This is a genomic window from Microbacterium sp. FW305-3-2-15-F-LB2, from assembly GCF_058787255.1.
In genome coordinates, this window is record NZ_JBYSZO010000001.1 from 678,722 (window position 1) to 702,037 (window position 23,316).

At 70.1% G+C, this 23,316-nt stretch carries 23 protein-coding genes, 1 tRNA gene and 1 pseudogene; 12 read left to right on the plus strand and 13 right to left on the minus strand.

Translation table 11 applies throughout. The features are described 5' to 3' along the window. Positions 1–7: 7 nt before the first annotated feature. A complete protein-coding gene (locus AC3WLZ_RS03320) occupies positions 8–1,972 on the minus strand; it encodes a hypothetical protein (protein WP_492469037.1) in 1,965 nt (654 codons plus the stop codon). A gap of 161 nt (positions 1,973–2,133) precedes the next feature. On the opposite strand from AC3WLZ_RS03320, the gene AC3WLZ_RS03325 reads away from it, so the two are divergent. Continuing rightward, complete coding sequence (locus AC3WLZ_RS03325) at positions 2,134–2,751, plus strand: DUF4352 domain-containing protein (protein ID WP_492469038.1); 618 nt, start codon at positions 2,134–2,136, stop codon at positions 2,749–2,751. A gap of 7 nt (positions 2,752–2,758) precedes the next feature. On the opposite strand, the gene AC3WLZ_RS03330 is transcribed toward AC3WLZ_RS03325, so the two are convergent. Further along, a complete protein-coding gene (locus tag AC3WLZ_RS03330; protein ID WP_492469039.1) occupies positions 2,759–3,727 on the minus strand; it encodes an SDR family NAD(P)-dependent oxidoreductase in 969 nt (322 codons plus the stop codon). A 92-nt stretch (positions 3,728–3,819) separates the two neighbouring features. Continuing rightward, a complete protein-coding gene (locus AC3WLZ_RS03335) occupies positions 3,820–4,272 on the minus strand; it encodes a nuclear transport factor 2 family protein (protein WP_492469040.1) in 453 nt (150 codons plus the stop codon). Positions 4,273–4,376: 104 nt separating this feature from the next. Between AC3WLZ_RS03335 and AC3WLZ_RS03340 the strand changes: the two genes are divergently transcribed. The 3 genes from AC3WLZ_RS03340 (at position 4,377) to AC3WLZ_RS03350 (ending at position 6,624) form a co-directional block, all read left to right on the plus strand. Further along, on the plus strand, positions 4,377–4,736 hold the full coding sequence (locus AC3WLZ_RS03340) for a nuclear transport factor 2 family protein (RefSeq protein WP_492469041.1): 360 nt from the start codon (positions 4,377–4,379) through the stop codon (positions 4,734–4,736). 80 nt (positions 4,737–4,816) lie between these two features. Next, positions 4,817–5,329, plus strand: a complete 513-nt coding sequence (locus tag AC3WLZ_RS03345; protein ID WP_492469042.1) for a MarR family winged helix-turn-helix transcriptional regulator — start codon at positions 4,817–4,819, stop codon at positions 5,327–5,329. 119 nt (positions 5,330–5,448) lie between these two features. Beyond that, complete coding sequence (locus tag AC3WLZ_RS03350; protein WP_492469043.1) at positions 5,449–6,624, plus strand: mechanosensitive ion channel family protein; 1,176 nt, start codon at positions 5,449–5,451, stop codon at positions 6,622–6,624. Between the two features lie 45 nt (positions 6,625–6,669). Here the strand turns inward: AC3WLZ_RS03350 and AC3WLZ_RS03355 are convergent. Beyond that, a tRNA-Met gene (locus tag AC3WLZ_RS03355) sits at positions 6,670–6,745 on the minus strand. Between the two features lie 167 nt (positions 6,746–6,912). Between AC3WLZ_RS03355 and AC3WLZ_RS03360 the strand changes: the two genes are divergently transcribed. After that, positions 6,913–7,104 (plus strand): hypothetical protein, encoded by a 192-nt coding sequence (locus AC3WLZ_RS03360; protein ID WP_492469044.1) that lies wholly within the window; start codon positions 6,913–6,915, stop codon positions 7,102–7,104. Between the two features lie 16 nt (positions 7,105–7,120). Here the strand turns inward: AC3WLZ_RS03360 and AC3WLZ_RS03365 are convergent, their stop codons facing one another. The 5 genes and pseudogenes from AC3WLZ_RS03365 to AC3WLZ_RS03385 form a co-directional block, all read right to left on the minus strand. Continuing rightward, complete coding sequence (locus AC3WLZ_RS03365; RefSeq protein ID WP_492469045.1) at positions 7,121–8,290, minus strand: Mur ligase family protein; 1,170 nt, start codon at positions 8,288–8,290, stop codon at positions 7,121–7,123. 33 nt (positions 8,291–8,323) lie between these two features. Continuing rightward, on the minus strand, positions 8,324–8,788 hold the full coding sequence (locus AC3WLZ_RS03370; protein WP_492469046.1) for an FCD domain-containing protein: 465 nt from the start codon (positions 8,786–8,788) through the stop codon (positions 8,324–8,326). A 27-nt stretch (positions 8,789–8,815) separates the two neighbouring features. Beyond that, positions 8,816–8,875: pseudogene (locus AC3WLZ_RS03375) on the minus strand (hypothetical protein); the annotation flags it as partial. Positions 8,876–9,031: 156 nt separating this feature from the next. Then, a complete protein-coding gene (locus AC3WLZ_RS03380; protein ID WP_492469047.1) occupies positions 9,032–9,982 on the minus strand; it encodes a DMT family transporter in 951 nt (316 codons plus the stop codon). Positions 9,983–10,014: 32 nt separating this feature from the next. Then, entirely contained in the window at positions 10,015–10,452 is a 438-nt protein-coding gene (locus tag AC3WLZ_RS03385) for a MarR family winged helix-turn-helix transcriptional regulator (protein WP_412923670.1), read from the minus strand. A 53-nt stretch (positions 10,453–10,505) separates the two neighbouring features. Between AC3WLZ_RS03385 and AC3WLZ_RS03390 the strand changes: the two genes are divergently transcribed. Further along, entirely contained in the window at positions 10,506–10,874 is a 369-nt protein-coding gene (locus AC3WLZ_RS03390) for a VOC family protein (RefSeq protein ID WP_492469048.1), read from the plus strand. Positions 10,875–11,095: 221 nt separating this feature from the next. After that, complete coding sequence (locus tag AC3WLZ_RS03395; protein ID WP_492469049.1) at positions 11,096–12,046, plus strand: hypothetical protein; 951 nt, start codon at positions 11,096–11,098, stop codon at positions 12,044–12,046. Between the two features lie 9 nt (positions 12,047–12,055). Here AC3WLZ_RS03395 and AC3WLZ_RS03400 read toward each other — a convergent pair whose 3' ends face one another. After that, positions 12,056–12,463: a YccF domain-containing protein gene (locus AC3WLZ_RS03400; protein ID WP_492469050.1), complete on the minus strand. Its 408-nt coding sequence runs from the start codon at positions 12,461–12,463 to the stop codon at positions 12,056–12,058. Between the two features lie 60 nt (positions 12,464–12,523). Between AC3WLZ_RS03400 and AC3WLZ_RS03405 the strand changes: the two genes are divergently transcribed. Next, positions 12,524–14,962, plus strand: coding sequence for an ATP-dependent helicase (locus AC3WLZ_RS03405; RefSeq protein WP_492469051.1), 2,439 nt, complete (start codon positions 12,524–12,526; stop codon positions 14,960–14,962). Between the two features lie 49 nt (positions 14,963–15,011). Further along, a complete protein-coding gene (locus AC3WLZ_RS03410) occupies positions 15,012–16,073 on the plus strand; it encodes an SseB family protein (protein WP_492469052.1) in 1,062 nt (353 codons plus the stop codon). A 307-nt stretch (positions 16,074–16,380) separates the two neighbouring features. Here AC3WLZ_RS03410 and AC3WLZ_RS03415 read toward each other — a convergent pair whose 3' ends face one another. Further along, positions 16,381–17,007 (minus strand): DUF1684 domain-containing protein, encoded by a 627-nt coding sequence (locus tag AC3WLZ_RS03415; RefSeq protein ID WP_492469054.1) that lies wholly within the window; start codon positions 17,005–17,007, stop codon positions 16,381–16,383. Between the two features lie 169 nt (positions 17,008–17,176). Here AC3WLZ_RS03415 and AC3WLZ_RS03420 point away from each other — a divergent pair, with 169 nt between their 5' ends. The 3 genes from AC3WLZ_RS03420 (at position 17,177) to ligD (ending at position 21,066) form a co-directional block, all read left to right on the plus strand. Beyond that, positions 17,177–17,806, plus strand: coding sequence for a carboxypeptidase-like regulatory domain-containing protein (locus AC3WLZ_RS03420; protein ID WP_492469055.1), 630 nt, complete (start codon positions 17,177–17,179; stop codon positions 17,804–17,806). Between the two features lie 104 nt (positions 17,807–17,910). Next, on the plus strand, positions 17,911–19,932 hold the full coding sequence (locus AC3WLZ_RS03425; protein WP_492469056.1) for a hypothetical protein: 2,022 nt from the start codon (positions 17,911–17,913) through the stop codon (positions 19,930–19,932). A gap of 108 nt (positions 19,933–20,040) precedes the next feature. Next, the gene (gene ligD / locus AC3WLZ_RS03430) at positions 20,041–21,066 is read left to right on the plus strand and encodes a non-homologous end-joining DNA ligase (RefSeq protein WP_492469057.1); all 1,026 of its coding nucleotides are present in this window, start codon (positions 20,041–20,043) and stop codon (positions 21,064–21,066) included. A gap of 11 nt (positions 21,067–21,077) precedes the next feature. On the opposite strand, the gene AC3WLZ_RS03435 is transcribed toward ligD, so the two are convergent. Further along, complete coding sequence (locus tag AC3WLZ_RS03435) at positions 21,078–22,121, minus strand: ATP-dependent DNA ligase (protein ID WP_492469058.1); 1,044 nt, start codon at positions 22,119–22,121, stop codon at positions 21,078–21,080. Positions 22,122–22,125: 4 nt separating this feature from the next. Beyond that, the gene (locus AC3WLZ_RS03440) at positions 22,126–23,307 is read right to left on the minus strand and encodes an AI-2E family transporter (RefSeq protein ID WP_412923680.1); all 1,182 of its coding nucleotides are present in this window, start codon (positions 23,305–23,307) and stop codon (positions 22,126–22,128) included. Between the last annotated feature and the right edge of the window lie 9 nt (positions 23,308–23,316).

Below are 23,316 nucleotides of genomic sequence, written 5' to 3' on the forward strand. Positions count from 1 at the left end.
GGGTTCCTTACGGTGCTTCGGATGCCGCGTCGGCGGCGGGTTCGGTGAGGGTCACGACGCCCGCGGCGACGCCGTGGGCGAGGAGGTCGGAGTAGGCGTCGAGCGCGTCCATGCGTTCCGCGAGGGCGAGACGCTGCGCGGCGATCTCCGCGAGGGCACGATCGAGGGACCGGGTCGAGGGCGGGGCGACGCGGCGAAGCCGCCAGCGACGCCAGGCACCGGGATCGCCCGTGGCGCGCGCGATGTCGAGCGCGACGAGGTGCGGCACGAGTCCGCCCGGGTCGGCCGGAGAGATGCGGAGAACGCGCGCGGGATGCACGACGACGGACGAGCCCTCGCGATCCACCCAGGCTCGCGGTGTCGGCGACGTGCGGAAGACGACATCTCCCGACAGAGTGAGGCGGGCGTTCGGATGCCGCTGTGCGAACGCAATCTGGTCGACGCGGCGGCCGCCGATCGCCGCGGTGTCATCGAGGTCGTCGGCGGTGACGACGACCAGCCCCGCCGTGGTGAACTCATCGGGTTCCATGCGCGTCCCGGGCAGGACGCGCAGGTGCCCTTCGTCGATCATGGTCTCGATCGCGCCGGCGTCCGGCCCCGGTCGGGTCCGCTCCGCGGGGACCGTCGCGGGAACCGGATCGACCATCGCCGCCCGCGCCTGATCGAGCAGCGCCGGGATCTCCCGGCGCTTGGGAGCAGAGACGGAGCGGACCACCGAAGCCACCAGGCCTTCACGAGAGGCCAGCAGCGACGTCGTTCGCACGAGACGCGTGAACCGGAACGCGTGTCCCCGGACGGCCCGTGCCCCGCCCATCGCGGCGACGACGTCGCTCACGAGGTCTTGGCGCGCGGCCGTCGTCCAGCTGGCGTCCGTCAGGTCGGCGACGGCGGTCAATCGCTCGGCGACCGGAACGTCGCCGGTTTCGCGACCCATCACCCAGACGGCGAGCGGTTCGCGCACGGCAGAGGTGACCAGACCCCGGGGGAGTCGGGCGATGGCCCGCACGCGACCGGTGCGCAGCGCGTCCGCCCGGACGAGATCCTCGGCTGCGGGGAGCGGCCCGATCAGGACCGCGGCGGGCCCGAGGACCACCGCCCGATCGTCGTCGCGCATCCCGAGCGTCAGCTCGTTGACGGCGTCGAGCATGTCCGCCGAGAACCGGTGCTCGGACGACGGGAGGCGAAGGATCGTGAGGCGCGCGGCCCTGTCGCTCGCCCAAGCCCCGGGAAGCGGCATCCCTTCGAGCACCATGCGTCGCCGAACGGCCCGGCTTTCAGGATGGGTAGGGAGGCGGAGCTCGTGCTCCTCGGACCGAGCGGCGAGCCGGACGGCGAGGGGCGGAGACATGCCGGGGGTGACGGCGAGGATGGAGTGGCCCGCCGGGAGGAGCGCGGTCCCCAGGGTCACGACGAAGTCCTCGGCCTCCGGGGTCAAGGGCCCCGCCGACCCCGCCGACGAGCGGGTCGCGGCGTGGCGACGCTCGAGGAGGATCGACGCCTCGAGAGGCGAGTAGGCGGCGTCCGCGAGCAGATCGGCCCACGCCGTCCAGTCTGCCGAGACGCCGACGATCTCTGATGCGAGGAAGAGGTCGTCCTCATCGGACGAGTGCGCGAGAGCACGCAGGTCGTCGGTGCTCCGTTCGGCGAGGGTTTCGCCGGTGAGCGTGGACAGTGTGAGCAACGCGTCGACCGTGGCCACGTGCGCGGGGTCGGCGATCTCGAAGCCGGCGGGCGCGGCCGAGGCAGCGGCATCCGCCACAGCCGAGGGGTTGTTGCCGTGCGACGTGCGCGCCAGCCACTGGGCGACGGACGCGGCATCGAAGTAGGGACGGCCGTTCTTCTCCGTCCGGACGGGTGGGAACGGGTCGGGCTCGCCACGGAACCGCTTCCGCCACATCGACGGCACGGCGCGCCGCACGCCCGCCAGGCGGGCGACGCCGGGCAGGTCGATGAGGAGCGGATCGGATGCCATGGGGCCAACCTAGCGATTTTCGCGGCTTTCGCGGGCCGAAAAGTGATAAGGGGTCTTATCAATGCCGTGCGGCGCCGAGAGCCCGAGAGTGGCCACCATCGTCCTTGCCGGCACTCGCCGCGCGGCCCCACGCCGGGGATCACCGATGAACGGAACACAGCATGAACAAGATCGCCCCTCTTGCCGCGGCATCCTTCGCCCTCACTCTGATCCTCGCGGGCTGCTCGCCGGCCCCGCCGGACGACACGGGGAAGACTCCGGAAACGGCACCGGTCGCCTCCGCTGACCCGACCGACGCTCAGCCCGAGGCGCAGGCGTCGGCAGAGCCCGCCAAGAGCTCCCGCGGGAACCTCGTGAAGCAGATCGGGGAGCTCGCCGGAACGACCTCGATCCCGTCGGGCGTCGTGACGTCTCGTTTCGCAGTCACCGACATCGTGGTGGACCCGGAATGCACGAGTGGATTCGCCGACGCCCCTGCGAACGGTCACTTCCTCGGCATCCACATGAACATCGAGACGACGCCCGAACTCGCCGACGAGGCCGTGCCTTTCATGCTCTTCGGGCCCTACGACTGGCAGGCCTACGACGGCGAGGGCAAGCGCCTCAACGACCCGATGGGACACGCATGGTCGTGCTTCGATAGTGGGCAGCTGCTGCCCGCGCAGATCGGTCCGGGGCAGAGCGTGTCCGGGTGGGTGGTGCTCGACGTCGCGGCGACGACCGGATCCGTGGTGATGACGATGGCCGGCGGCGCGACCGGGTGGGAGTGGAGTTACTGACGGAGCCTCACCGCCCCCGCAGCACCGCCTCCGCCTCGTCCCACAGCCGCGAAGCCGCGTCTGCGTCGAGCGCGTGCGCGGCGACGCCCCTCGCACGGCCCGCCGTCTCGACGATGACCTCGGCTTCCTGGTTGTCTTCGAAGTAGCGTCCGGTGACGCCGTCGAGCAGCGGGGATGCCACGACCAGCACCGAAGTCGACGCACCCTGTTCGACGGTCTTGAAGTGGTCCTGATCGATGCGGTTGCCCTCGGCATCCATCGCTCCCATCGAGCGGAGCGTGTCATCGTCGAGGTGGCGCTGGAGGTTGGTCGTTATCCACCCGGGCATCAGGGCGTTCGCGGTGATGCCGTCCGCAGCCCAGCGATGGGCGATGCCGACGGCGAGGAGGACGTCGGCGGTCTTGGACTGCGCGTACGCGCTCCACCGGTCGTAGGGGCGGAGGGTGAACTGCGGGTCGTCGAAGACGAACGGAGATCGGAGGTGGGCGGTCGAGCTGACGATGGCGACCCGCGCGGTGCCCGCGGCGGCCAGGGCGTCGTGCAAGCCCAGGATCACCGCGAAGTGGCCGAGGTAGTTCACCGCGAGCTGGCGCTCCCAGCCTTCGGGCGTGCGCTCCAGATCGGGGAGCGCCATGATTCCGGCGTTGGCGACGAGGCCGTTCAGCGGCCCTCGCCAGTCGTCCGTGAAGCGCCGCACCGACGCGAGGTCGGCCAGGTCGAGGGGGGCGGCAATGACGTGACCGGAGCCCGTGGACGGCTGGAGGTCGCGCACGATGTCGGCCACTCGGGCGGGATCACGGACGCCGATGGTCACCTCGGCGCCGGCGCCCGCGAGAGCACGCGCGGTCTCCGCGCCGATGCCCGATGCGCCGCCGGTGACGAGGAAGCGCTGGCCGTCGAGTGAGACGCCGTCGAGGATCTCGCGAGCAGTCGTTCGCGGGCCGAAGGGTGTGGTGAGCAGTTCGGAGGGCGTCATGTCTCTTCCGGTTTCGTGGGTGGTGTTCAGTTCGTGCTGGCGGTGGGACGCCGCTGCCGCGGACGGCGCCGCGTTCGGCACGTCGGGGCGCATCACGCGTGGGAGGGTCGGCGGTCGACCCAGTCGAAGACGAGTCGTCGATCGGCGATGAGCCACCCGTCCGGCGTGCGGGCGAACACGTCGAGGTAGCGGATCGACATCGTGAGCAGCTCGCGACCGGCGCCCTCGTCGAGGACGTGCATCGCGAGGCAGTACGTCTCGCCGGTGGCGGCGTCTCCGTCGACCGTGATCAGGGACTGACCGTTCAGGTAGGTCGTGACGTCGTATCGCGCGATCAGCTCGGCGAACGTGCGAGCGAGCGCCGCACGCCCCGTCACGACGTCGACGGGTTCCGTCGCGTCGGGATCCCCCTCGTAGAGACGCACCCGGCCGTCGACGGTGAAGACCTCGGACTGCTCCGTGGGCTGCTTGCGGTCGGCGTGGTGGGCGTATCGGGCCACCAGGTCCCGAAGGGCGATCTGGTCGGCCGGGTCGTCGACGTTCATGGCGTCCTCCCGGCGGGCGAGGGTCGGTCGTCGTTCGACCTTGACCCCGGGACCCCGCGCGTCCTATTTTAAGTGAAAGTTCACGTAATTGGGTGGAGACGGAAATGGCGCACGCGGATCTGAAGTCCCTGATGGAAGCCAACCTGCGGGAGGTGTTCGGCGAGCGCGACCCCGAGGCTCGCCGTGAGGCGATCCGTCGCACGTACACCGAGGACGTCGTGTTCGCGGATCCGGATGCCGAGGTGCAGGGCCACGACGCGCTCCACGCGAAGGCCCAGGAGATCCTCGACGGGGGCGGGCCGGACTTCGTCTTCGCGCCCGACGGGCCGTTCTACCAGGTGCAGGATCTCGGCTACCTCGCCTGGGCCTTCGGTCCGGAGGGGGCTCCGGTCGTGCGCGGCGCAGACATGGGTATCGTCCGTGACGGTCTGCTCGCGAAGGTGTACACCGTGCTCTTCACATGAGACAGCGCGGCGGCCGTGGTTAGCCTGAAGGGCGGCCCGCTCGGATGCCGGGGCGCGGAACGCCGATGGACGGAGAACCCATGAGTCGATACGACGTGCCCGCCGAGTCGCCCTACGCGTTCCTCGAGGACGACGACGTCCGAGCCTGGTTCGCGTTCATGAAGGTGCAGTTGCGCCTTCGCTACGAGATGAACCGGCAGTTGCGCGACGACAGCGGTATCTCGCTGGCCGACTACGACGTTCTCGTCGCGCTGACGAGCGAACCGTCCGGGACGATGACGGTGTCCGACCTCGCGATCCGCATCGGAGCGGAGCGCAGCAGGGTGTCGCATCAGACACGCCGTCTCGCGGGGGACGGCCTCGTGGACCTGACACCGAACGCGAACGACCGGCGAGCGACCGACGTGGCTCTGACCCCGGCGGGGCGCGACCTGCTCCGTCGTGCCTCGCCCGGCCACATCGCTTTCGTTCGGAAGGTCTTCTTCGACGCGCTCGACGAGGAGCAGAGCGCACACCTGGCCGGCGCCTTCGAGAAGATCTACGAACTCCTCATCGCGCACGGCAGCCTGCCGCGGCCGGCGGATCACCCCTGACCCCTCGTGAGTCGTGATTCCGACGCCCGAGTTCGCGCGCGGTGCATGACGACGGACGTCGGGCGAACGTGGGTGCGTCTCGCTAGGGTGGTGAGCTCCGACATCGTCTGGAGGTTTGAGTGTTCGAACTGAGATCGTGGATCGGTGTGGCGGTCGCCTCGGCGATTGCGCTTGCTGCAGCCCTTGTCGTCGCGGGGGTCATCTCGCTGGTCGTACGAAGGATCGCGCGGCGGCACGATTGGCCGCAGACGCTCTCGGCCACGGTGCGCGGGCCGTTCCGCGCGCTTCTGACCGTGGTCGGTCTCTGGGCTGTGTTCATCTTCACCTGGCCCGACCCCGACACGAGCGAGCAGGTCACTCACCTGCTCGTCATCCTCACGATCGCTGCGAGCGCGTGGTTCGTCGGTGCGATCCTCGCATTCGCGATCGGCGTCGGCATGGCCAGGCTTCCGCTCGAAGTGGCCGACAATCGTGTCGCTCGCAGCCGCCAGACCCAGTTGATCCTCATCCGTCGCCTGCTGATCGTCTTCATCATCGTCTTTGCCCTCGGGTCGATCCTCATCACCTTCCCCGCCGTCGCCGCGCTGGGCACCAGCATCCTCGCCTCCGCAGGCGTCGCCGGAATCGTCGCCGGACTTGCTGCGCAGTCGACCTTGGCGAGCGTGTTCGCAGGAATTCAGATCGCGTTCAGCGGGGCGATCCGTGTGGACGACGTCGTGGTGGTCGAAGACGAGTGGGGTCGCATCCAGGAGATCACCCTCACGTATGTGGTCGTGCACATCTGGGACGATCGTCGACTCGTGCTGCCTTCCACGTATTTCACAACGACGCCGTTCGAGAACTGGACCAGGCGGTCGAGCGAACTTCTTGGCGCGGTCGAACTCGACGTCGACTGGCAGGTGCGCACTTCTGAGATGAGGAACGAGTTCGACCGCATCCTCGAACGCACGCCTTTGTGGGACGGTCGCACGAGCGTTCTTCAGGTCACCGATGCCACCGGCGGACTCGTGCGTGTCCGTGTGCTGGTGTCGGCCGCCGACGCGGCCAAGCTGTTCGACCTGCGCTGCTTCGTCCGGGAAGAACTCGTGGAATGGGTGCGCGAGTCCAGAGTCGCGCTGCCGCTGTCGCGAGTGCAGATCGTGACTGGTGAGGAGGAGCCGACAGCCCCTGAGGCCCGTTCGGCCGACCAGTCAGGGCTGTTCTCGGGCTCGGAACAGAGCCAGGAGCGAGCAGACCAATTCACCGGGGCTGTTCCGACAGTGACGAACTCCCGAGCAGAGTCGCCCTCGCGCTAGGCGATGACGTCACGCTCGGTGGCGCGCATCGTTGCCCTCCGGGAGTGGACGCGACGGCGGGAGTCGAACCCGCCACGCCTTCGGTTATGAACCGAGGCCCGGGACCGCCCGGATCGCCGCGATGTGCCCCCACGCTAACCCGGGGCGGCGATACCGCAAACGGTCGTTTCGAGGCATGACGAGATATGTCGTCGTGTGGCACGGCGGCGTGCGTTCCGATGCTTGCGCTCGGCATCGCGAAGGGCGTTCAATCGGTGGCACATCGCAGTCGAAAACTTTGGGGGCATCATGAGCGACGCATCGGCTTACGACCCGGATGGCGGGTATGACCCGGATGCTGGGTATGACCCCGATGGGGGTTATGACCCGGATGGTGGTTACGACCCCGATGGGGGTTATGACCCCGATGGGGGTTACGACCCGGATGGTGGTTACGACCCCGACGGTGGATACGACCCCGACGGCGGTTACGTGATCTGAGGCGGGAGCAGCTCCGTCAGGCGAGCGCCTGCCGGAGAACCGCTCGATCGTCGTACGGCACCGTCGTCGTGCCGACGATCTGAGTGTCCTCGTCGCCCTTCCCGGCGACCAGGACGAGATCGCCCGCCCGCGCCATGTGGAGCGCGGCGTGGATGGCATCCGTTCGCGAGGGGATCTCAATGCAGTCCGGGATCCCCGCCCGGACTTCGGCGCGGATGCGCTCGGGCGGTTCGCGGCGTGGGTTGTCGTCGGTCAGCACCACCACATCGGCCAACTCCGCGGCGATCGCGCCCATGGGGGCTCGCTTGCCGCGGTCGCGCTCGCCGCCGGCTCCGAACACGAGGATCACCCGGCCGGCGGTCCGTGCTCGAGCCGCGCGCAGAGCGACCCTCAGCGCGCCCGGATTGTGGGCCGTGTCGACCATTGCGGTCACGCCGTCCTTCTCGCCGATCACTTGGAGTCTGCCCGGCGGCGGCTCGACCCGCGAGAGCGCATCGGTGACGGCCGCGGGGTCGCCGCCGGCAGCGATGACGGCTGTCCCCGCCAGGAGCAGATTCGTCACCGCCACCGCGTGCACCGTGGGGAGGGAGACGGGATGGGCCCGTCCCTCGACGCGCAGAGTCCCCACGAGTCGACCCGACCGTTCCTCCAGGCCCTCGGTGCTCACGTTGCCGCCGTCGCCCACGACGACGAGGCGGATCCCGCGCAGCGCGACGGCCTCGCGCACGAGGTCCCCTTGCGCAGAGTCGGCCGCGATGACGGCGATACCGTCTGGGCGCAGATACTCGCGAAACAACCGCAGTTTGGCGTTCCAGTACCCCTCGACGCTGCGGTGGACGTCGATGTGATCGCGCTCCAGCCCCGTGGAGACGGCGACGTCGACGGGCACGCGTTCGAAGAGTCCGTCCGCGAGGATGCCGACGAACGCTTCCAGCGACACCGCGTGCGCGCCCGCGCGCGCCTGAGCGTCGATCAGGTCGGGGAGGTAGTCCGGGGAGCGGCGGACGCGGCTCTCCCGCAGGGTGCCGTCGACCTCCGTCACCCCGGTCGAGTCGTACCCGGCGGCCCGCCACCCGATGAGGTTCATCACCTGACGTGTGGCCGTGGCGACGGTCGTCTTCCCGTTCGTGCCCGTGACCGCCGTGATGATCGGCCGTCCCACCGGCGGCTGGATGTGAAAAGTCATGGTGCCCCCACCGTTCCCCTTCCCGTCATCATGTCATCCGGGTCGATCGGCCGCCCGGCGTCCCTCGATGATCATGCGCGTCGAGTGGTCGAGGTGCTCGCGGACCGCGCGCCCCGGATCCGCCAAAGCCGCCTCCACGTAGGCGCGGTGCTCCGTCGCGAGTGCGCCCGGGGAGTACGCGGGTCGAACGTGCGTCAGCAGCAGGTGCATCTCGGAGTCGAGGCGCCGGTACTCCTCGGCGATGCGCGGGGAGCCCGCGGCGTCCACGAGCGCGCGGTGCACCCGCGCGTGGGACTCGAGGGTGGCCGGCCAGTCCTCGGAGGCCTCTGCGGCGGCCAGCGCGTCCAGTGCGGCATCCACATCGGGCGGACGGATGCCGCGGTCGCGGACGATCCGGAGCGCCTCGGTCTCGAGGGCGCACCGCAACTGCTGCAGGGCGACCAGCGCGGCATCGTCGAGCAGTGAGACGCGCACGCCGCGGTACGGTTCCGCAGTCACGAGGCGCTCCGCCGTCAGCGTCGCCAACGCCGTGCGGGCGGTATGACGCGAGACGCCATGCGTCGCGCTCAGCTCCTCTTCCCGCAGAGGGGTTCCCCGGTCTCGCCCGACAGGATGCCGGTCCGCACCGCATCCGCGACGACGTCCGCCGCACGTGGGCCCGGTGTGCCGTCACGGCGAGGGCCGTGACGGATCGACGCGGAGCTCGCCGTGCTGGCGGCAGTGGGCGGAACCATCGGGGGATCACGCCGGGGCCGTGGCATCCGGAACCCCCTCCCGCCGACGAGACGGGGCGGACACGACGGCGAGGCCGACGGCGATGAGCGCGAGGCCGACCGCGCTCACGGCCGTGAGCTGCTCGTGCAGCACGAGGAGCCCGAGGAGCGTCGCGCCCAGCGGCTCGGCGAGGGTCAGCGTGGACACGGTCACCGCCGTCAGTCGTGCCAGGCCCCACCCGAACAGCAGGTAGGCCACCGCGGTGGTCACGACGCCGAGCCAGAGCGTGAGCATGACACCGTTCGGCGTGGCCAGCCAGGACGTTCCCGCGGCGAGTAGCACCGGCACGCTCGCGACGGCGGCCGCGCCGAAGACGGTACCCATGACGCGTGTGGAGTCCCACCCCCTCTCGATGAGCGCCTTGCCGCACACCGTATAGAGGGCGTACGACATTCCTGCCCCGGCCGACGCGAGCAGGCCCGCCGGGGCGAGTGTCACGGCGCCGCCTGTCACGCCCGAGACCAGGACGACGCCGGCGAGGGCGATCGCGGTGGCGAGCATCCACCGGCCCGAGGGCAGGCGACGTGAGCGGATGGCATCCACGATTCCCGTCGCGATGGGGGCGGAGCCGAGCGCGACGACCGTGCCGATCGCGACACCGTTCTCTCGTGTGCCGAGGAAGAACAGCGGCTGGTAGGCGAGAACCCCCGCGGCGCCGATGGCGATGAGCAGCGCCGTCGGGCCCTTCGCCGTCGGGCCCAGCGCCGTCGGGCCCTTCGCCGTGGGGCTCTTCGTTCCGGGCGATCCGGTGCGCGGGCGAACCCGCAGCAGAGCGATGACCCCCAGGATGCCGCCACCCACGACGATGCGCGCGGCTCCGACGGCCAGGGGAGACGCGTCGACGTCCGCGAGCGCCTGGGCCGTGCCGGTCGTGGCGAAGCACAGGGCGGCCGCGAGAACCGCGAGGGCGGGAAGCATGAGCAGATTGTTACACAATCTGCTCCTGTCCGTCAGTCGCGCAGGGACTGCACCATGGACCGAAGGGCTTTTCGCGCCCCGATCTGCTCGGCATCCGTCATCCCGCTCAGCATGCGCCGCTCGACCGCCCGCACGGCCGCGCTCGCACGAGCGAGGTCGCTGCGCCCCTTCTCGGTGAGCCTCGTGGGAAGAGCCTTGCCCGTGGGGGCGCTCTCGGCGCGCTCGACGATGCCATCGCGCTCCAGTGCTTGCAGGAGCACGTTCATCGACTGCCGCGTCACGAAGGCCCCGCGGGCCAGGTCCGAGTTCGACGAGCCGGGGCGCTGGGCCAGCTGCTCCAGGCAGGAGTAGTGAGTGATCGTCATCCCGAGGGGGCGCAGAACGTCTTCCATCGCCACGCGAAGGGCGCTCGACGCTTCTTTCACGAGATACCCGAGTGACGTGTTCAGATCGATTCCCTCTTGCGCCATGTCAGTAGTCTGACATACATTCGGTGTCAGTTATCTGACACAAGGAGAATCCCATGCCCGTCACCGGACCCGACTTCATCTCCCTGCAGGTGCGCGATCTCGACGCCTCGCAGTCCTTCTACGAGAAGTACCTCGGCCTCGTCCGATCGCCCGCCGGTCCGCCGCACGCCGTCGTCTTCGACACCGCGCCGATCGCCTTCGCCATCCGAGACCTCGCACCCGGTACCGATCTGACCGGTGTTACGCAGCCCGGCATCGGCACCGCCCTGTGGCTGCACGCCACCGACGCGCAGGAGATCCACGACGCGCTCGCCGCGGACGGCCACCGCATCGTGGCCGCGCCCATCGACGGACCGTTCGGCCGCACCTTCACCTTCGCCGACCCCGACGGCTACCACGTGACCCTCCACGACCGCGCGTGAATCCGGGCCGCCGGTGAGGCCGGGCCGTCGGTGGGGGCCGGGCCGCCGGTGAGGCCGGGCCGTCGGTCGGGGCCGGGCCGTCTCGCGGAGTCCGGTCCCGACGCGCCGGTGGCGGATGCCGCTGGCCCGGCGTGTCGGCGACGAACTCCGCCGGAGGGCCCGGGGTCTCGTCGCGGCGCCCGCGTCGAAAAACGCCCCGCGCGGCCCGGTAACGTGGGTGCATGGCGACGACGGCGGGGCGAGGCATCCTGGCCCTGAGTACCGTCGCCGCGCTGCTGATCATCGGGGCGGTGCTCGCGCTGGTCGTCGATCCGTTCACCCGGACGCCGGTCGAGATCGACGCGGCGACAGCGTGGATCGCTCGCGCGCTGCTCGTGCTCGGGGCGGCGTGGGTCGTCATCGGCATGGTCGCGGCCCGGACGCGATTGGTCGGCCGGCCCGGCGCCGCGGCCGCCCGCGCGACCTGGATCGCATCGACCCGCCCATGGCGTGCCCGCGAATCGACGCTCGGAGTCCTTCCGCTCGACCGGTGGTTCATGATCGCCATCCCGGGCGGACTGCTCCTGGCGACCCGCATCGTGCAGGCGCCGGGCGAGGGCGTCGGGAGTGTCATCCTCGCCGTCGCGGGTTGGCTCCTGTTCGCGCTGGTCGTCCGGCTGCTGCTGGGATCGCGGTCGCCGTGGCCGATCATCGCCGCCGTCGGGGGCGCCCTCGTCTTGCGCTGCATCGTCGCGCTCGCGCCCCTCGCGCTCTCGGGCCCCGGCGGCCCGTGGCCCGCACTCTGGAGCATCCTCGTCGTGCGGATCGTCTACCTCACGGCAGCCTTCGCGCTCGTCGCGTGGGTCTTCGTCGTCGCCGGATGGTCGCTCGCCGCGCAACTCGGACGACGTCGAGCCGCCGGTGTCGCGATCGGCGGGGTGGGCGTCGCGTTCGCGCTGCCCGCGATCACGGCGGCCGTCGTCGGTGCGGGCGACGCCCTGCAGTCGTGGAACAGCGAGATCGGCGTCCTTCCGTGGCACCTGGCGCGCCTGTCCGGCATGTACGAAGAGCACTTCCCCGCGGGGATGACGGTCGCGGTGGCCACCGTGGGCAGCATCATGACGATCGTCGGTCTCGTCCTCGCGGTGCCGTTGCGCGCGGGGGAGCGCCGACGTCACCTGCCGCCGGCCTGAGTCGGCGCGTCAGCCCGCGAGCGTGCGGTCGAACGGTCCGCCGCGTCGGATCTCGCGCACCTCTTTGCCCAGCGGCATCAGCGACACCGGCACGAGCTTGAAGTTCGCGATCCCGAGCGGGATGCCGATGATCGTGATGCACAGGGCGAGGCCCGTGACGATGTGGCCCAGGGCGAGCCACCAGCCCGCGAGCACCACCCACACGACGTTGCCGAGGAAGGACCCGACGCCGGCCGTCGGCTTCGCGACGATCTCGCGGCCGAACGGCCAGAGGGCGTAGAGCCCGATGCGGAACGACGCGATGCCCCACGGGATCGTGAGGATCAGGACGCAGAGCACGATGCCCGCGCCGAGGTAGCCGAGGAACAGCCAGAACCCCGAGAGGACGAGCCACAGGACGTTGAGGATCAGGCGCATGTGTCCATGATCGCCGAACCGGGCGGGGTGTCGGAGCCCCCGCCTAGACTTGAGATCGCCATGACCGACGCCTCCACCCCCCTCATCGTCGGCGGCTCCGCCCCGTCGGAAGCCCGCCCCGACGCCGACCTGCTCGAAGGGCTGAACGGACCGCAGCGCGAGGCCGTCACCTACCGCGGACAGGCGCTGCTCATCGTCGCGGGTGCGGGATCGGGCAAGACGAGCGTGCTGACGCGGCGCATCGCCTCCCTTCTGCGGACGCGCGAGGCGTACCCCAGTCAGATCCTCGCGATCACGTTCACCAACAAGGCCGCGGGCGAGATGCGCGAGCGCGTCCACAATCTCATCGGGCAGCGCGCCGACGGCATGTGGATCTCGACGTTCCACTCCGCGTGCGTGCGCATCCTCCGTCGCGAGGCGCAGCAGTTCGGCTTCACGAAGGCCTTCACGATCTACGACTCGGGCGATTCCCGCGCGTTGATCAAGCGTCTCGTCAAAGAGCACGAGGGCGACGCGTTCGGGCTCACCCCGGCCGGAACCCAGAGCCGCATCTCCAAGCTCAAGAACGAGCTCGCGGATGCCGAGTCCTACGCGCGACAGGCCAACACGAGCGACCCCGCGGAGCGCGTGTTCATCGAGATCTTCGCGGCGTACCAGCGCGAGTTGCAGCGCGCCAACGCGTTCGACTTCGACGATCTCATCGCCCAGACCGTCTACCTCTTCCGGGCGTTCCCGCAGGTGGCCGACGTCTACCGCAAACGATTCCGCCACATCCTGGTCGACGAGTATCAAGACACCAACCACGCGCAGTACGCGCTCATCCACGAGTTGACGCGCCCGCCCGGCAGCGACGCCGAGCCGATGTCCGCGGGCGGCGGCATGATGATCTTCGAGGCCGAGCCCTCGGCCGAAAGCGGTGCGTCGCTCACCGTCGTCGGTGACTCCGACCAGTCCATCTACGCCTTCCGCGGCGCCGACATCCGCAACATCAGCGAATTCGAGCGCGACTACCCGGGCGCCAAGGTCGTCCTGCTCGAGCAGAACTACCGCTCGACGCAGAACATCCTGTCGGCAGCCAACGCGGTCATCTCCAACAACTTCGACCGCAAAGACAAGAAGCTGTGGACCGACGTCGGCGCGGGCGACCCCATCATCGGGTTCACCGGCTACTCGCAGCACGACGAGGCGCAGTTCGTCGCCGACGAGATCGAGGCCCTGCACCGCAAGGGCGTCGACTATGCGCAGATGGCTGTGTTCTACCGCACGAACTCCCAGTCCCGCGCGCTGGAAGAGATCTTCATCCGTTCGGCGGTGCCGTACAAGATCATGGGCGGCACGAAGTTCTACGAGCGCGCCGAGATCAAAGACGCCCTCGCCTACCTCGTCGCGGTCGCGAACCCCGCCGACTCCATGGCGCTGCGGCGCATCCTCAACCGCCCGCGCCGAGGCATCGGCGATGTGACCGAGACGGCGATCGCGCGCTACGCCGCCGAGCACGACATCACCTTCCGCGACGCCCTCGCCAACTCCGATCAGCTCGGTGTGGGCCCGAAGCTGCAGAAGGCGATCGATCAGCTCGATGCGGTGCTGAGTGAGGCGTCGGCGCTGATGCTCCCGGCATCCGGTGAGCTCGCTCCCTCGAGCTCGGTCACCGAAGGTCTCACGCTGCTGCTCAACAAGAGCGGGTACTTCGACGCTCTGCGCGCCAGCCGCGACCCGCAAGACGAGGCGCGTCTGGAGAACCTCGACGAGCTCGTCGCCGTGACCCGCGAGTTCGCGAGGAACAACCCCGACGGCACGATCATCGACTTCCTCACGGAGGTCGCCCTCGTCGCCGACGCCGATGACCTCGACGATGCGTCCGGCTCGGTCTCTCTCATGACCCTGCACACGGCCAAGGGTCTCGAGTACGACGCCGTGTTCCTCACCGGCGTCGAAGAAGACCTGCTGCCGCACCGTATCTCGGCCGGTGAGCCGGGCGGCCCGCAGGAGGAGCGTCGGCTCTTCTACGTGGGCATCACGCGCGCGCGCAAGCGCCTGCACGTCTCGCTCGCGATGACCCGGGCGCAGTTCGGTGAGGTCACGGTCGCGATGCCGAGCCGGTTCCTGCAGGAGATCCCCGCCGATCTCATCGACTGGCGCCAGTCGCCCGGCGACGTCAACGGTCGCGGCGGAACGCAGTCACGCGCGCTCAACGCGCGCGGGCGCCGTCCTGGGCAGCCCGGCGGCGGCGGCAACCGGTACGGCGACGACCTCGTGCCGCTGCCCAAGCGCGCGCCCGCCGATCCCAGCAAGTTCCCGAATCGCATCCCCGCGAAGGTGCGCGACAACGGCGACATGGAGCTGTCCGCCGGCGATCGCATCCGACACGACGATTTCGGCGAAGGACGCGTGGATGCCATCACGGGCGAGGGCGCGAAGAGGGTGGCGCACGTGCGCTTCGAGACGGTCGGCGCGAAGAAGCTCCTCGTCAAGATCGCGCCCATCTCCAAGCTGTGAGGTCCCGGCGACACGCCGGGGGCTGTCCGCCCACGGATAGGGTCGAACAATGGCACTCTTCTCGCGCCGCAAGAAGTCCGATTCCGATGACGTGTCGGCCGACCGCCCCGAGGGCGTGATCGAACCGGGCGAGCAGCCCGTCGATCCCGCGAGCCCCGACGACGCGACCGCGTCCGCGGCGCCCGTGCCCCAGGTCACCATCTCGACTTCGTCGTTCCGTGGCGTCGGCGCCCCGGCCGATGCGACCCCGGTCGCCGACTCCACCCCGCCGGTGGCCGCTCGCCCGTCCGCGCGGCAGCCGGGACCGATGGAGGCGCCCGAGGGCTTCGAGTCCATCCCCGGCCTGCGCGACAACGCGCTTCTCGCGGTCGCGCTGGCCGAGATCACCGGTCAGGCGGAGCCTCCGCAGCTCCTGAACGTTGCTCGTCAGCTCTTGCAGGGCCACGTCTTCCTGCGCGTCAAGGGCGATGCGCGCGCGCTCCTCGCCGAGGGCAAGGACCTGCCGCTCGCGGTCGCCACGCGCGGCGACGAACAGCTCGTGCTGGCCTACAGCAGCGGAGACGCGCTGACCAAGAGCGTTCAAGAGGACGGCGATCGTGACACGTCGGCCATGGGCCAGCCGGTGATGGCGCTCATGCAGCATGCGCTCAGTGGCCCCTACGCGGGTGTCGTCCTCGACCACGCCTCCGGTGACGCGCGCGCCGTCCTTCCCACGGCGCTGCTCGAGCGGATGGTGTCCAAGGCCGACCCCGAACTTCGGATCAAGACGGCACTCAGCGAGAAGCGCACCGAGCAAACGGCATCCACGATCGTCGAGGCCATCGTCGCGGGTGCCCCGCTGTGGATCGCCGTCAGCCAGGCCGAGGGCGGACCCGTCGGCGTGGCCGAGTCGCGGACGGCGTCGGGCGAACGCTTCCTCGAGGTGTTCTCGCATCCGCTCGAGCTGCTTGCCCTCGGCAGAGGCGATCAGGCGGTGCCCCTGAAGAACGAGCAGCTTGCGAAAGCACTCATCGGCGACGAGGGGCTCACCGGTCTTCTCGTCGACCCGGCCGGTCCGTGGATCCGCCTGACCCGCGACGACCTGGCCGCAGTGCTGGAGCTCGCGGAGTAGTTCAGCCGGCTCCGCGCCGCGGCTGGTGCGGGGATCTGGCGGCGCTGCGTTGCGGACCGAACTCCTGAGTTCTCGGCCTCGCGGGGTCGCGACGGCCGGTTCCGCGCGCTCCGCGCCGGATTTCTCAGGAGTTTCGCACGGTGGCGGATGTCACATGGCGGGCGAGGCCGGCCTCTCGATTGTGGGTGCGGCCGCGACCGCATCGACCGGTGTTGCGGACCGAACTCCTGAGTTCTCGGCCTCGCGGGGTCGCGTCGGCCGGTTCCGCGAGCGGAATCCGCGATTCTTCAGGTGTTTCGCTCGCGGGCTAGACCCCGTACAGCTCCCCGACCGGAACGGTCACCGGCAGCACGTTGCCGACCGGAGCGAGGGGGCACGCCCACGCCGGGTCGTACGCGCACGACGGGTTGTACGCGAAGTTGAAGTCGATCACGAGGCTGTCCGGGGCCGCGGCGACGCCAAGATCCGCACCCTTGATCGTGTCGAGGAGGTAGCGACCTCCGCCGTACGTTCCGCCCGGTCGCCCGGCCGAGGCATCCCGAACGGGCACGAACAGGCCGCCGCCGTACGAGGTGAGCCGCCACACGTCGAGCGATCCGGTGTCGGGCAGCTCGACGCGGCCGATGCGCTCGAACCCGACGTCGCCGTCGGTGCCGGTGGTCGCGACGAAGGATGCCTCATCGGCGTCGAGCAGTGTGACCTCGAACCGCCACGCGGCGTCGTACGGTGCCAGCGGCAGCCCGGTGAATCCCTCGCGCTGCTCGGGCAGCAGAGGAGTGGCGGGGTGGTCGGCGAAGAGCGCATCGCGCTCGATGCGCCACAGCTCGTGGGCGTCTTCGGGATCGTCCGCCTCACGGATCGCGGCGTAGAGCGCGAAGACGCGCCGCCGCCAGTCGGCGACGTCGAGGGCAGTGCGGGCGGCGCGGGAGGTCATGGCATCGAGCGTACGGGCGCTATCGGCCACCCGGGTCGCCGTGGGGGGAGCTTTGCCCCGCCCCGGGCCGCACGATAGCCTTCGGACAAAGGAGGGCCGACTCGGTGACATCAGGGGTGCCATCCGCGCCGTGAGGGTGCCGATCCGCCGTACATCTCTTGGGGGGACGATGTTCGACGTACGACAGCGCGCTTTCGCACGCCGCGCGGGGGTCGCGGCCATGGGAGTGCTCGTGGGGATACTCTCCCTCGGTGCCGTTCCCGCAGTGGCAGCGACCGAATCACCCTCGCCCACGCCGACTTCCGTCGGCGCCGGATCGATTTCGGGAACCGTCACCGACACCCAAGGAGTGGGCATCGCCGATGCCGACGTGTCGGTCGTCCCCGCGGGCGGCGGCGCAGCTACCGAGGTGACGACGGGATCTCTCGGCGGGTACACGGTGGCAGGCCTTCCCGCGGGGACGTTCTCCGTGTCGGTTGTCGCGGACGGGGCCGGTCCCGTGTTCTGGCCGGATGCCACGACCCTCGGCGATGCGCGCACTGTCGAGGTCTCGGACACCGCGGCGGTGACGGGCATCGACGTGGTGGTCGGGGCGGGACGGGCGCCCGTGCCGAGCCCGACGGGGGCCGCACCGAGCCCGACCGAGGCCCCGGCCAGTGCGAACGAGGCCGCGCCGGACGTCGCGACCGCGCGCGCGGCAGCCGAGCCCGCCGCGGTACCCGGGGTTTCCGCGACGTACAGCGTGAACGTGCGCCTCACGGGGGGAGTGGGGGCTCGCTGGATGCCTACGTCACGCTGATCAATGATTCGGCCTCGTCCGCAGGCTTCACGGACGCATCCGGCGAGACGCTCCTCACCGATGTGCCGCCGGGCTCGTACAGCCTCGACATCTACCCCTCCGACGTGACCTATGCCCCGTATTGGCAGAGGCTCGAGGTCACGGGGGACACGACCACCGACGTCGTACTGCAAAGGCCGGGGACCGTCAGCGGCCACGTCGCCTCGACGGATGCCAGTGCCATCGACGTCCGATTGCTGCGCATCGAGGATCTCGAAATGGAGAATGAGGTGCGGGCCGTCGGCGGTCAGTTCACGATGGACCATGTGCGTCCTGGCCAGTACTTGCTCGAGGCCGATGCCGACGGCGGTTCGCAGGCACCCACATTTTCTCCGGGGGTGTTCGACCCCCATGACGCGGCGGTGGTGACGGTCGGCCCGGGGGCAACCGTCGAGGGGCTCGATTTCGCCCTCCTGGCCGGTCACAGCATCACGGGAACGGTGACAGGAGTGCCGCTGGAGTCCGGCCATGCCAGCGCGACCTCCGCTCCCATCGAGTGGCAGGGACAGTCGATCCACCTGACTATGCGTCGGGGCGACGCGACCGCGGGCCGAGACGGCAGCTACACCATCGAGGGACTCGCCGATGGCGATTACCTCGTGTCCGTGCAGGGGTTTCGCCAGTTCGATGACGATTCCAGTGGGCCGTACCTCTTGTACAGGGGCTACTACAAGGGTTCCCCCACGGCCTCCGGGGCCACGCCCGTCCCGGTGCACGGCGAGAACGTGAGCGGAATCGACATCGTCTTGTTGGGCTACGGGACGGCCTCCGGTGAGGTCGGCGTGGAGGGCGGCGCGGCACCGCTGGAGAACACTCTGGTCACTGCCTACCGCTGGAATGGCGCCACCTGGGATGAGGTTCTCTCTGTCTCGGGATGGGGGCGCTACAGCTTGGGAGCGCGGCTCACCGACACCAGCTACGGGCTCCCGGAAGGCACGTACACCGTCGGTTTCTCCGACCCCGATGCCGTCTTCGGGGATGACGGCGTCGACTACCCGTACTGCCCGCAGTACTGGAACGGCGAGGATGCGTTCGGATCCGCGGACCACTTCGAGGTCGTGGACGGCGAGGACACTCCCGGCATCGACGCCACCCTCCGACTGAAGTCGAGCGGGTGCGTCGCCAACGGTGTGGTCGCCGGCGCGCCGATGATCGTGGGTACCCCTCAGGCGGGTGGCTTGGTCACCGCCGACTCCGGTTCGTGGGCGCCGCTGCCGATTCAACTGGCCTACCAGTGGCGGGCGAACGGTGTCGACATCGACGGCGCCACCTCCAGAGCGTTCACGCCGACGGCCGCGCAGGCCGGAACGAAGCTCACGGTCGCCGTCACGGGGTCGCGTCCCGGCTTCGACAGCGTCACGGTTGTGAGCCCCGAGTCGGCGCTCGTCCTCGCGGGCGCTCCCGGAACGCTCCAGCCGGGTCGGCCCGGGCTGTCGGGACCGGCGCTCAGCAGCGTTCCGCTCGTGGTGAGCCCCGGTGACTGGGCGCCACCTCCGGTCGACCTCACCTATCAGTGGTCCCTCGACGGCAAGCCGATCGACGGGGCGACAGGGGCGGGGTACACACCCACCGCCACGGATGTCGGTGGACACTTGACGGTGTCGGTCACGGGAACCAAGTCCGGCTATACCCCCGCCACCGTGATCGTGGACGCGGGGACGGTTTCGGCATCCATCGCGCTCGACTCGTCGTCGGCGTTGCCGGGCGGCGCAGTCGTGGTCGCCGGGTCCGGCTACGAGCCAGGAGAGACCGTTCGTGTCGAACTGCATTCCACGGTGATCCAGCTCGGCACGGCCGTCGCGGACGCGGGAGGGAACTTCCGCCTCCCGACCACGCTGCCGCTGACGGTGGTCCCCGGGGAACACCACATCTTCGCAATCGGGGAGCGAAGCGGCCGCGAGGCATCCGTGCCGATCACGGTCGGTTCGCCGACGTCCATCGGCGGAGGAACCGCGTCGTCCCCGGTGAGCCCGCCGGCGCTGGCCGACACCGGGGTGACTGTGCCGCTCGCGCTGACGGTGCTCGGCATCATGCTCACCGTCGCGGGTGCGGTGCTGCTGCGCCGCCCCGGGCGACGCGGAGCGTGACCCGAGCTCGGGCGCGGCGCCGCATTCGGCGGTCACCGCCGCCGTTGGCATGATGGGCCGCGGGACAACGGGGCAGACACGGTCCGCCGCGACCGTTAGCGTCGGGTCATGGCATCCCCGCGCATCACGCTGACCGTGCCCGGCCCCGACGGCGATCGTGAGATCGGCGTGTCCAACCCCGACCGTGTGCTGTGGCCCGAGGTCGGGATCACGAAACGCGAGCTCGCCGAGTACTTCGTCGCCGTCGCCGAGCCGTTCCTCGCGGCCAACGGCAACCGCCCCGTCTCGTTGGAACGCTTCCCCGACGGTGTGGGCGGCGAGAGCTTCTTCTCGAAGAACCCGCCGAAAGGGTCTCCGTCGTTCGTCGAGGCGGTGACCGTGACGTACAACAGCGGGCGTCGGCATCCGCAGCTCGTCCTCACCGAGATCGGATCGGCCGTGTGGGCGGCGCAGATGAACACGATCGTCTTCCACCCGTGGGCGTCGCTCGCGAGCGACCCCGACCATCCGGTCGAGCTGCGCATCGACCTCGACCCGCAGCCCGGCACCGGTTTCGCCGACGCGGTCGTGGCCGCGCACGAGCTCCGGAAGGTCCTGCGCGAAGCCGGCCTCGAGGCGTGGGTCAAGACGAGCGGCAATCGCGGTCTGCACGTGTTCTGCCCGATCGAGCCCTCGCACGAGTTCCTCGACGTCCGGCACGCCGTGATCGCCGCGGCGCGCGAACTGGAGCGCCGGATGCCGGATGCCGTCACCACCAACTGGTGGAAGGAGGAGCGCGGCGAGCGGATCTTCGTCGACTTCAACCAGGCCAACCGCGACCGGACGATGGCCGGGGCCTATTCGCCGCGGGCGCTCCCCGCCGCAACGGTCTCGACGCCGGTGACCTGGGACGAACTGGATGCCGTCGACCCGGCGGCCTTCACCGTGCGCTCGGTGCCGGAGCGGCTGGCATCCGTCGGCGATCCGTGGGCGGACTTCGGTGCCGCACCCGGCCGCATCGACACGCTGCTCGAGTGGTGGCAGCGCGACCTCGACGCGGGACTCGGCGAGCTGCCCTTCCCGCCGGAGTTTCCCAAGATGCCGGGGGAGCCCCCGCGCGTGCAGCCGTCGCGCGCGAAGAACCCGACGGAGTAACGCCCCGGCCGTCAGTCCAGGACGTCGCCCAGGTCGTAGGCGCCGACCGTCTCGAGCTGGTCGAACGAGCACGAGGTGGCGTCGCGGTCGGGACGCCAGCGCTCGAACTGCACCGTGTGCCGGAAACGCATGCCCTCGAGCTGGTCGTAGCGCACCTCGAGCACGCGCTCCGGCCTCAGCCGCACGAACGACACATCCTTGGATGCCGAGAAGCGCGACCGATCGGTCTCACCGACGACGGCCTCGCCGTCGGCGTCCCGTTCGACGAGGGGCGCGAGGTCGTCGATGAGTTCGAGGCGGCGCTTGTCGGTCCACGCCGAGACCCCGCCGACGCCGTGCAGCCGGCCCGCGTCGTCGTAGAGGCCGACGAGCAGCGACCCGACTCCCTGGCCCGACTTGTGAATGCGGTAGCCCAGCGCCACGACGTCCGCCGTGCGCGCGTGCTTGATCTTGAACATGGTCCGCTTGCCCGGGGCGTACGGCTGCGCGAGCGGCTTCGCGACGACGCCGTCGAGACCCGCGCCCTCGAACTCGGCGAGCCAGCGGCGGGCGAGGTCGGGGTCATCGGTCGTGCGGGTGACGTGCACGGGGTGCGGGACGGAGCCGAGGAGGTCGACGAGCTGGGCGCGGCGCTCGGCGAACGGCTCGTCCCGGAGGTCGCGGTCGCCGCGGGCGAGCAGGTCGAACGCGATGAACATCGCCGGGGTCTGCTCCGAGAGCAGTGTCACGCGGGACGCGGCGGGGTGGATGCGCTGCGACAGCGCCTCCCAGTCCAGGCGTTGGGCGCCGGACTCGCCCCGCGCCACGACGACCTCGCCGTCGATGAGGCACGGTTGGGGGAGCAGACGCGCGAACGCCTCGACGAGTTCGGGGAAGTAGCGCGTGAGAGGTTTCGCGCCGCGGCTCCCGATCTCGATGTCGGTGCCGTCCCACGACACGAGCGCGCGGAACCCGTCCCACTTCGGCTCATACGACAGGCCGCCCGCGACCTTTCCCGGCTCAGGCACGTCGGGCACGGCTTTTGCCAGCATCGGCGCGGGGATGTCGTACGGCATCGGCTCAGCCTTCGCTCTCGCTCCCGGCAAGCGGCACGGGGTTGCGGCGCTTCTTGCGGCGCGCCCACTCCGCGGGCTGGTCGGGACCGTTCCAGACGGTGATGATGCCCCACGCCACGGCCGTGAGCGGCACGGCGAGGAGCGTGCCGAGGATGCCACCGATCGCGGTTCCGCCGGCAAGGGCGACCAGCACGACGAACGAGTGCAGCTTCATCGAGCGACCCATGAGGACGGGCTGGAGGAAGTTGCCTTCGAGCTGGTTCACGAGCACGACGATGCCGACGACGATGAGCGCGACGACCCAGCCGTTGGTGACGAGTGCCACGAGCGCGGCGAGGATGCCGGCGGTCACGGCCCCCACGATGGGGATGAACGCCAGCAGGAAGACGAGGACCGCGAGCGGCAGCGCGAGGGGCACCTGCAGGATCGCAAGACCCACGCCGATGCCGATCGCGTCGACGGCCGCCACCGAGGCGGTGCCGCGCACGTACGAGCCGAGCACCGTCACGGTCTTGTCGCCGATGCGTCGGGCGCGGTCGTAATCGCTGCCACGGAACGGACGCAGCACGAACTCCCACATGCGCGGTCCGTCTTTGAGGAAGAAGAACAGGATGACGACCAGCAGCACGAAGCCCGTGACGAACGAGGCGACGGCGCTGACGCCGGCCAGGGCTCCCGTGCCGAACTGCGCGCTGGTGACGAAGTCGCCGATGCCCTTCAGAGCCGCGTCGACCTGATCGGGCGGGATGGCGAACGGCAGGGTGTGATACCAGTCCTGCGCCTGCTGGAAACCTTCGACGGCCTGCGAGCTGAGGTAGCTCCACTGGCCGATCACGGCGTTGACCACCAGCCACCCGAGGGCTGCCAGCACCGCCACGACCGCGAGCAGAGTCAGCAGGGTCGCGAGGACCGCGGGGACGCCCTTGCGGCGCAGCCACATGGTGACCGGTCCGAACGCGGAAGCGAAGATGAGCGCGAGGATCAACGGGATGATCACGAGCGATACCTGCCGGATGCCCCAGATGAGGCCGGCGAGCAGGAGCACCACGATGATGATCTGCACCGCCCGGACGGCCAGGCGGCCGAACCCGTCGGCCCAGAGGCTGTGCGGCGGGGTCTGCTCGGTATGGGTGATCGCCGACGCCACGGCGTCGCGGTGCGGCGGGCGGCGAGAGAACAGGCTCATGTCACGAAG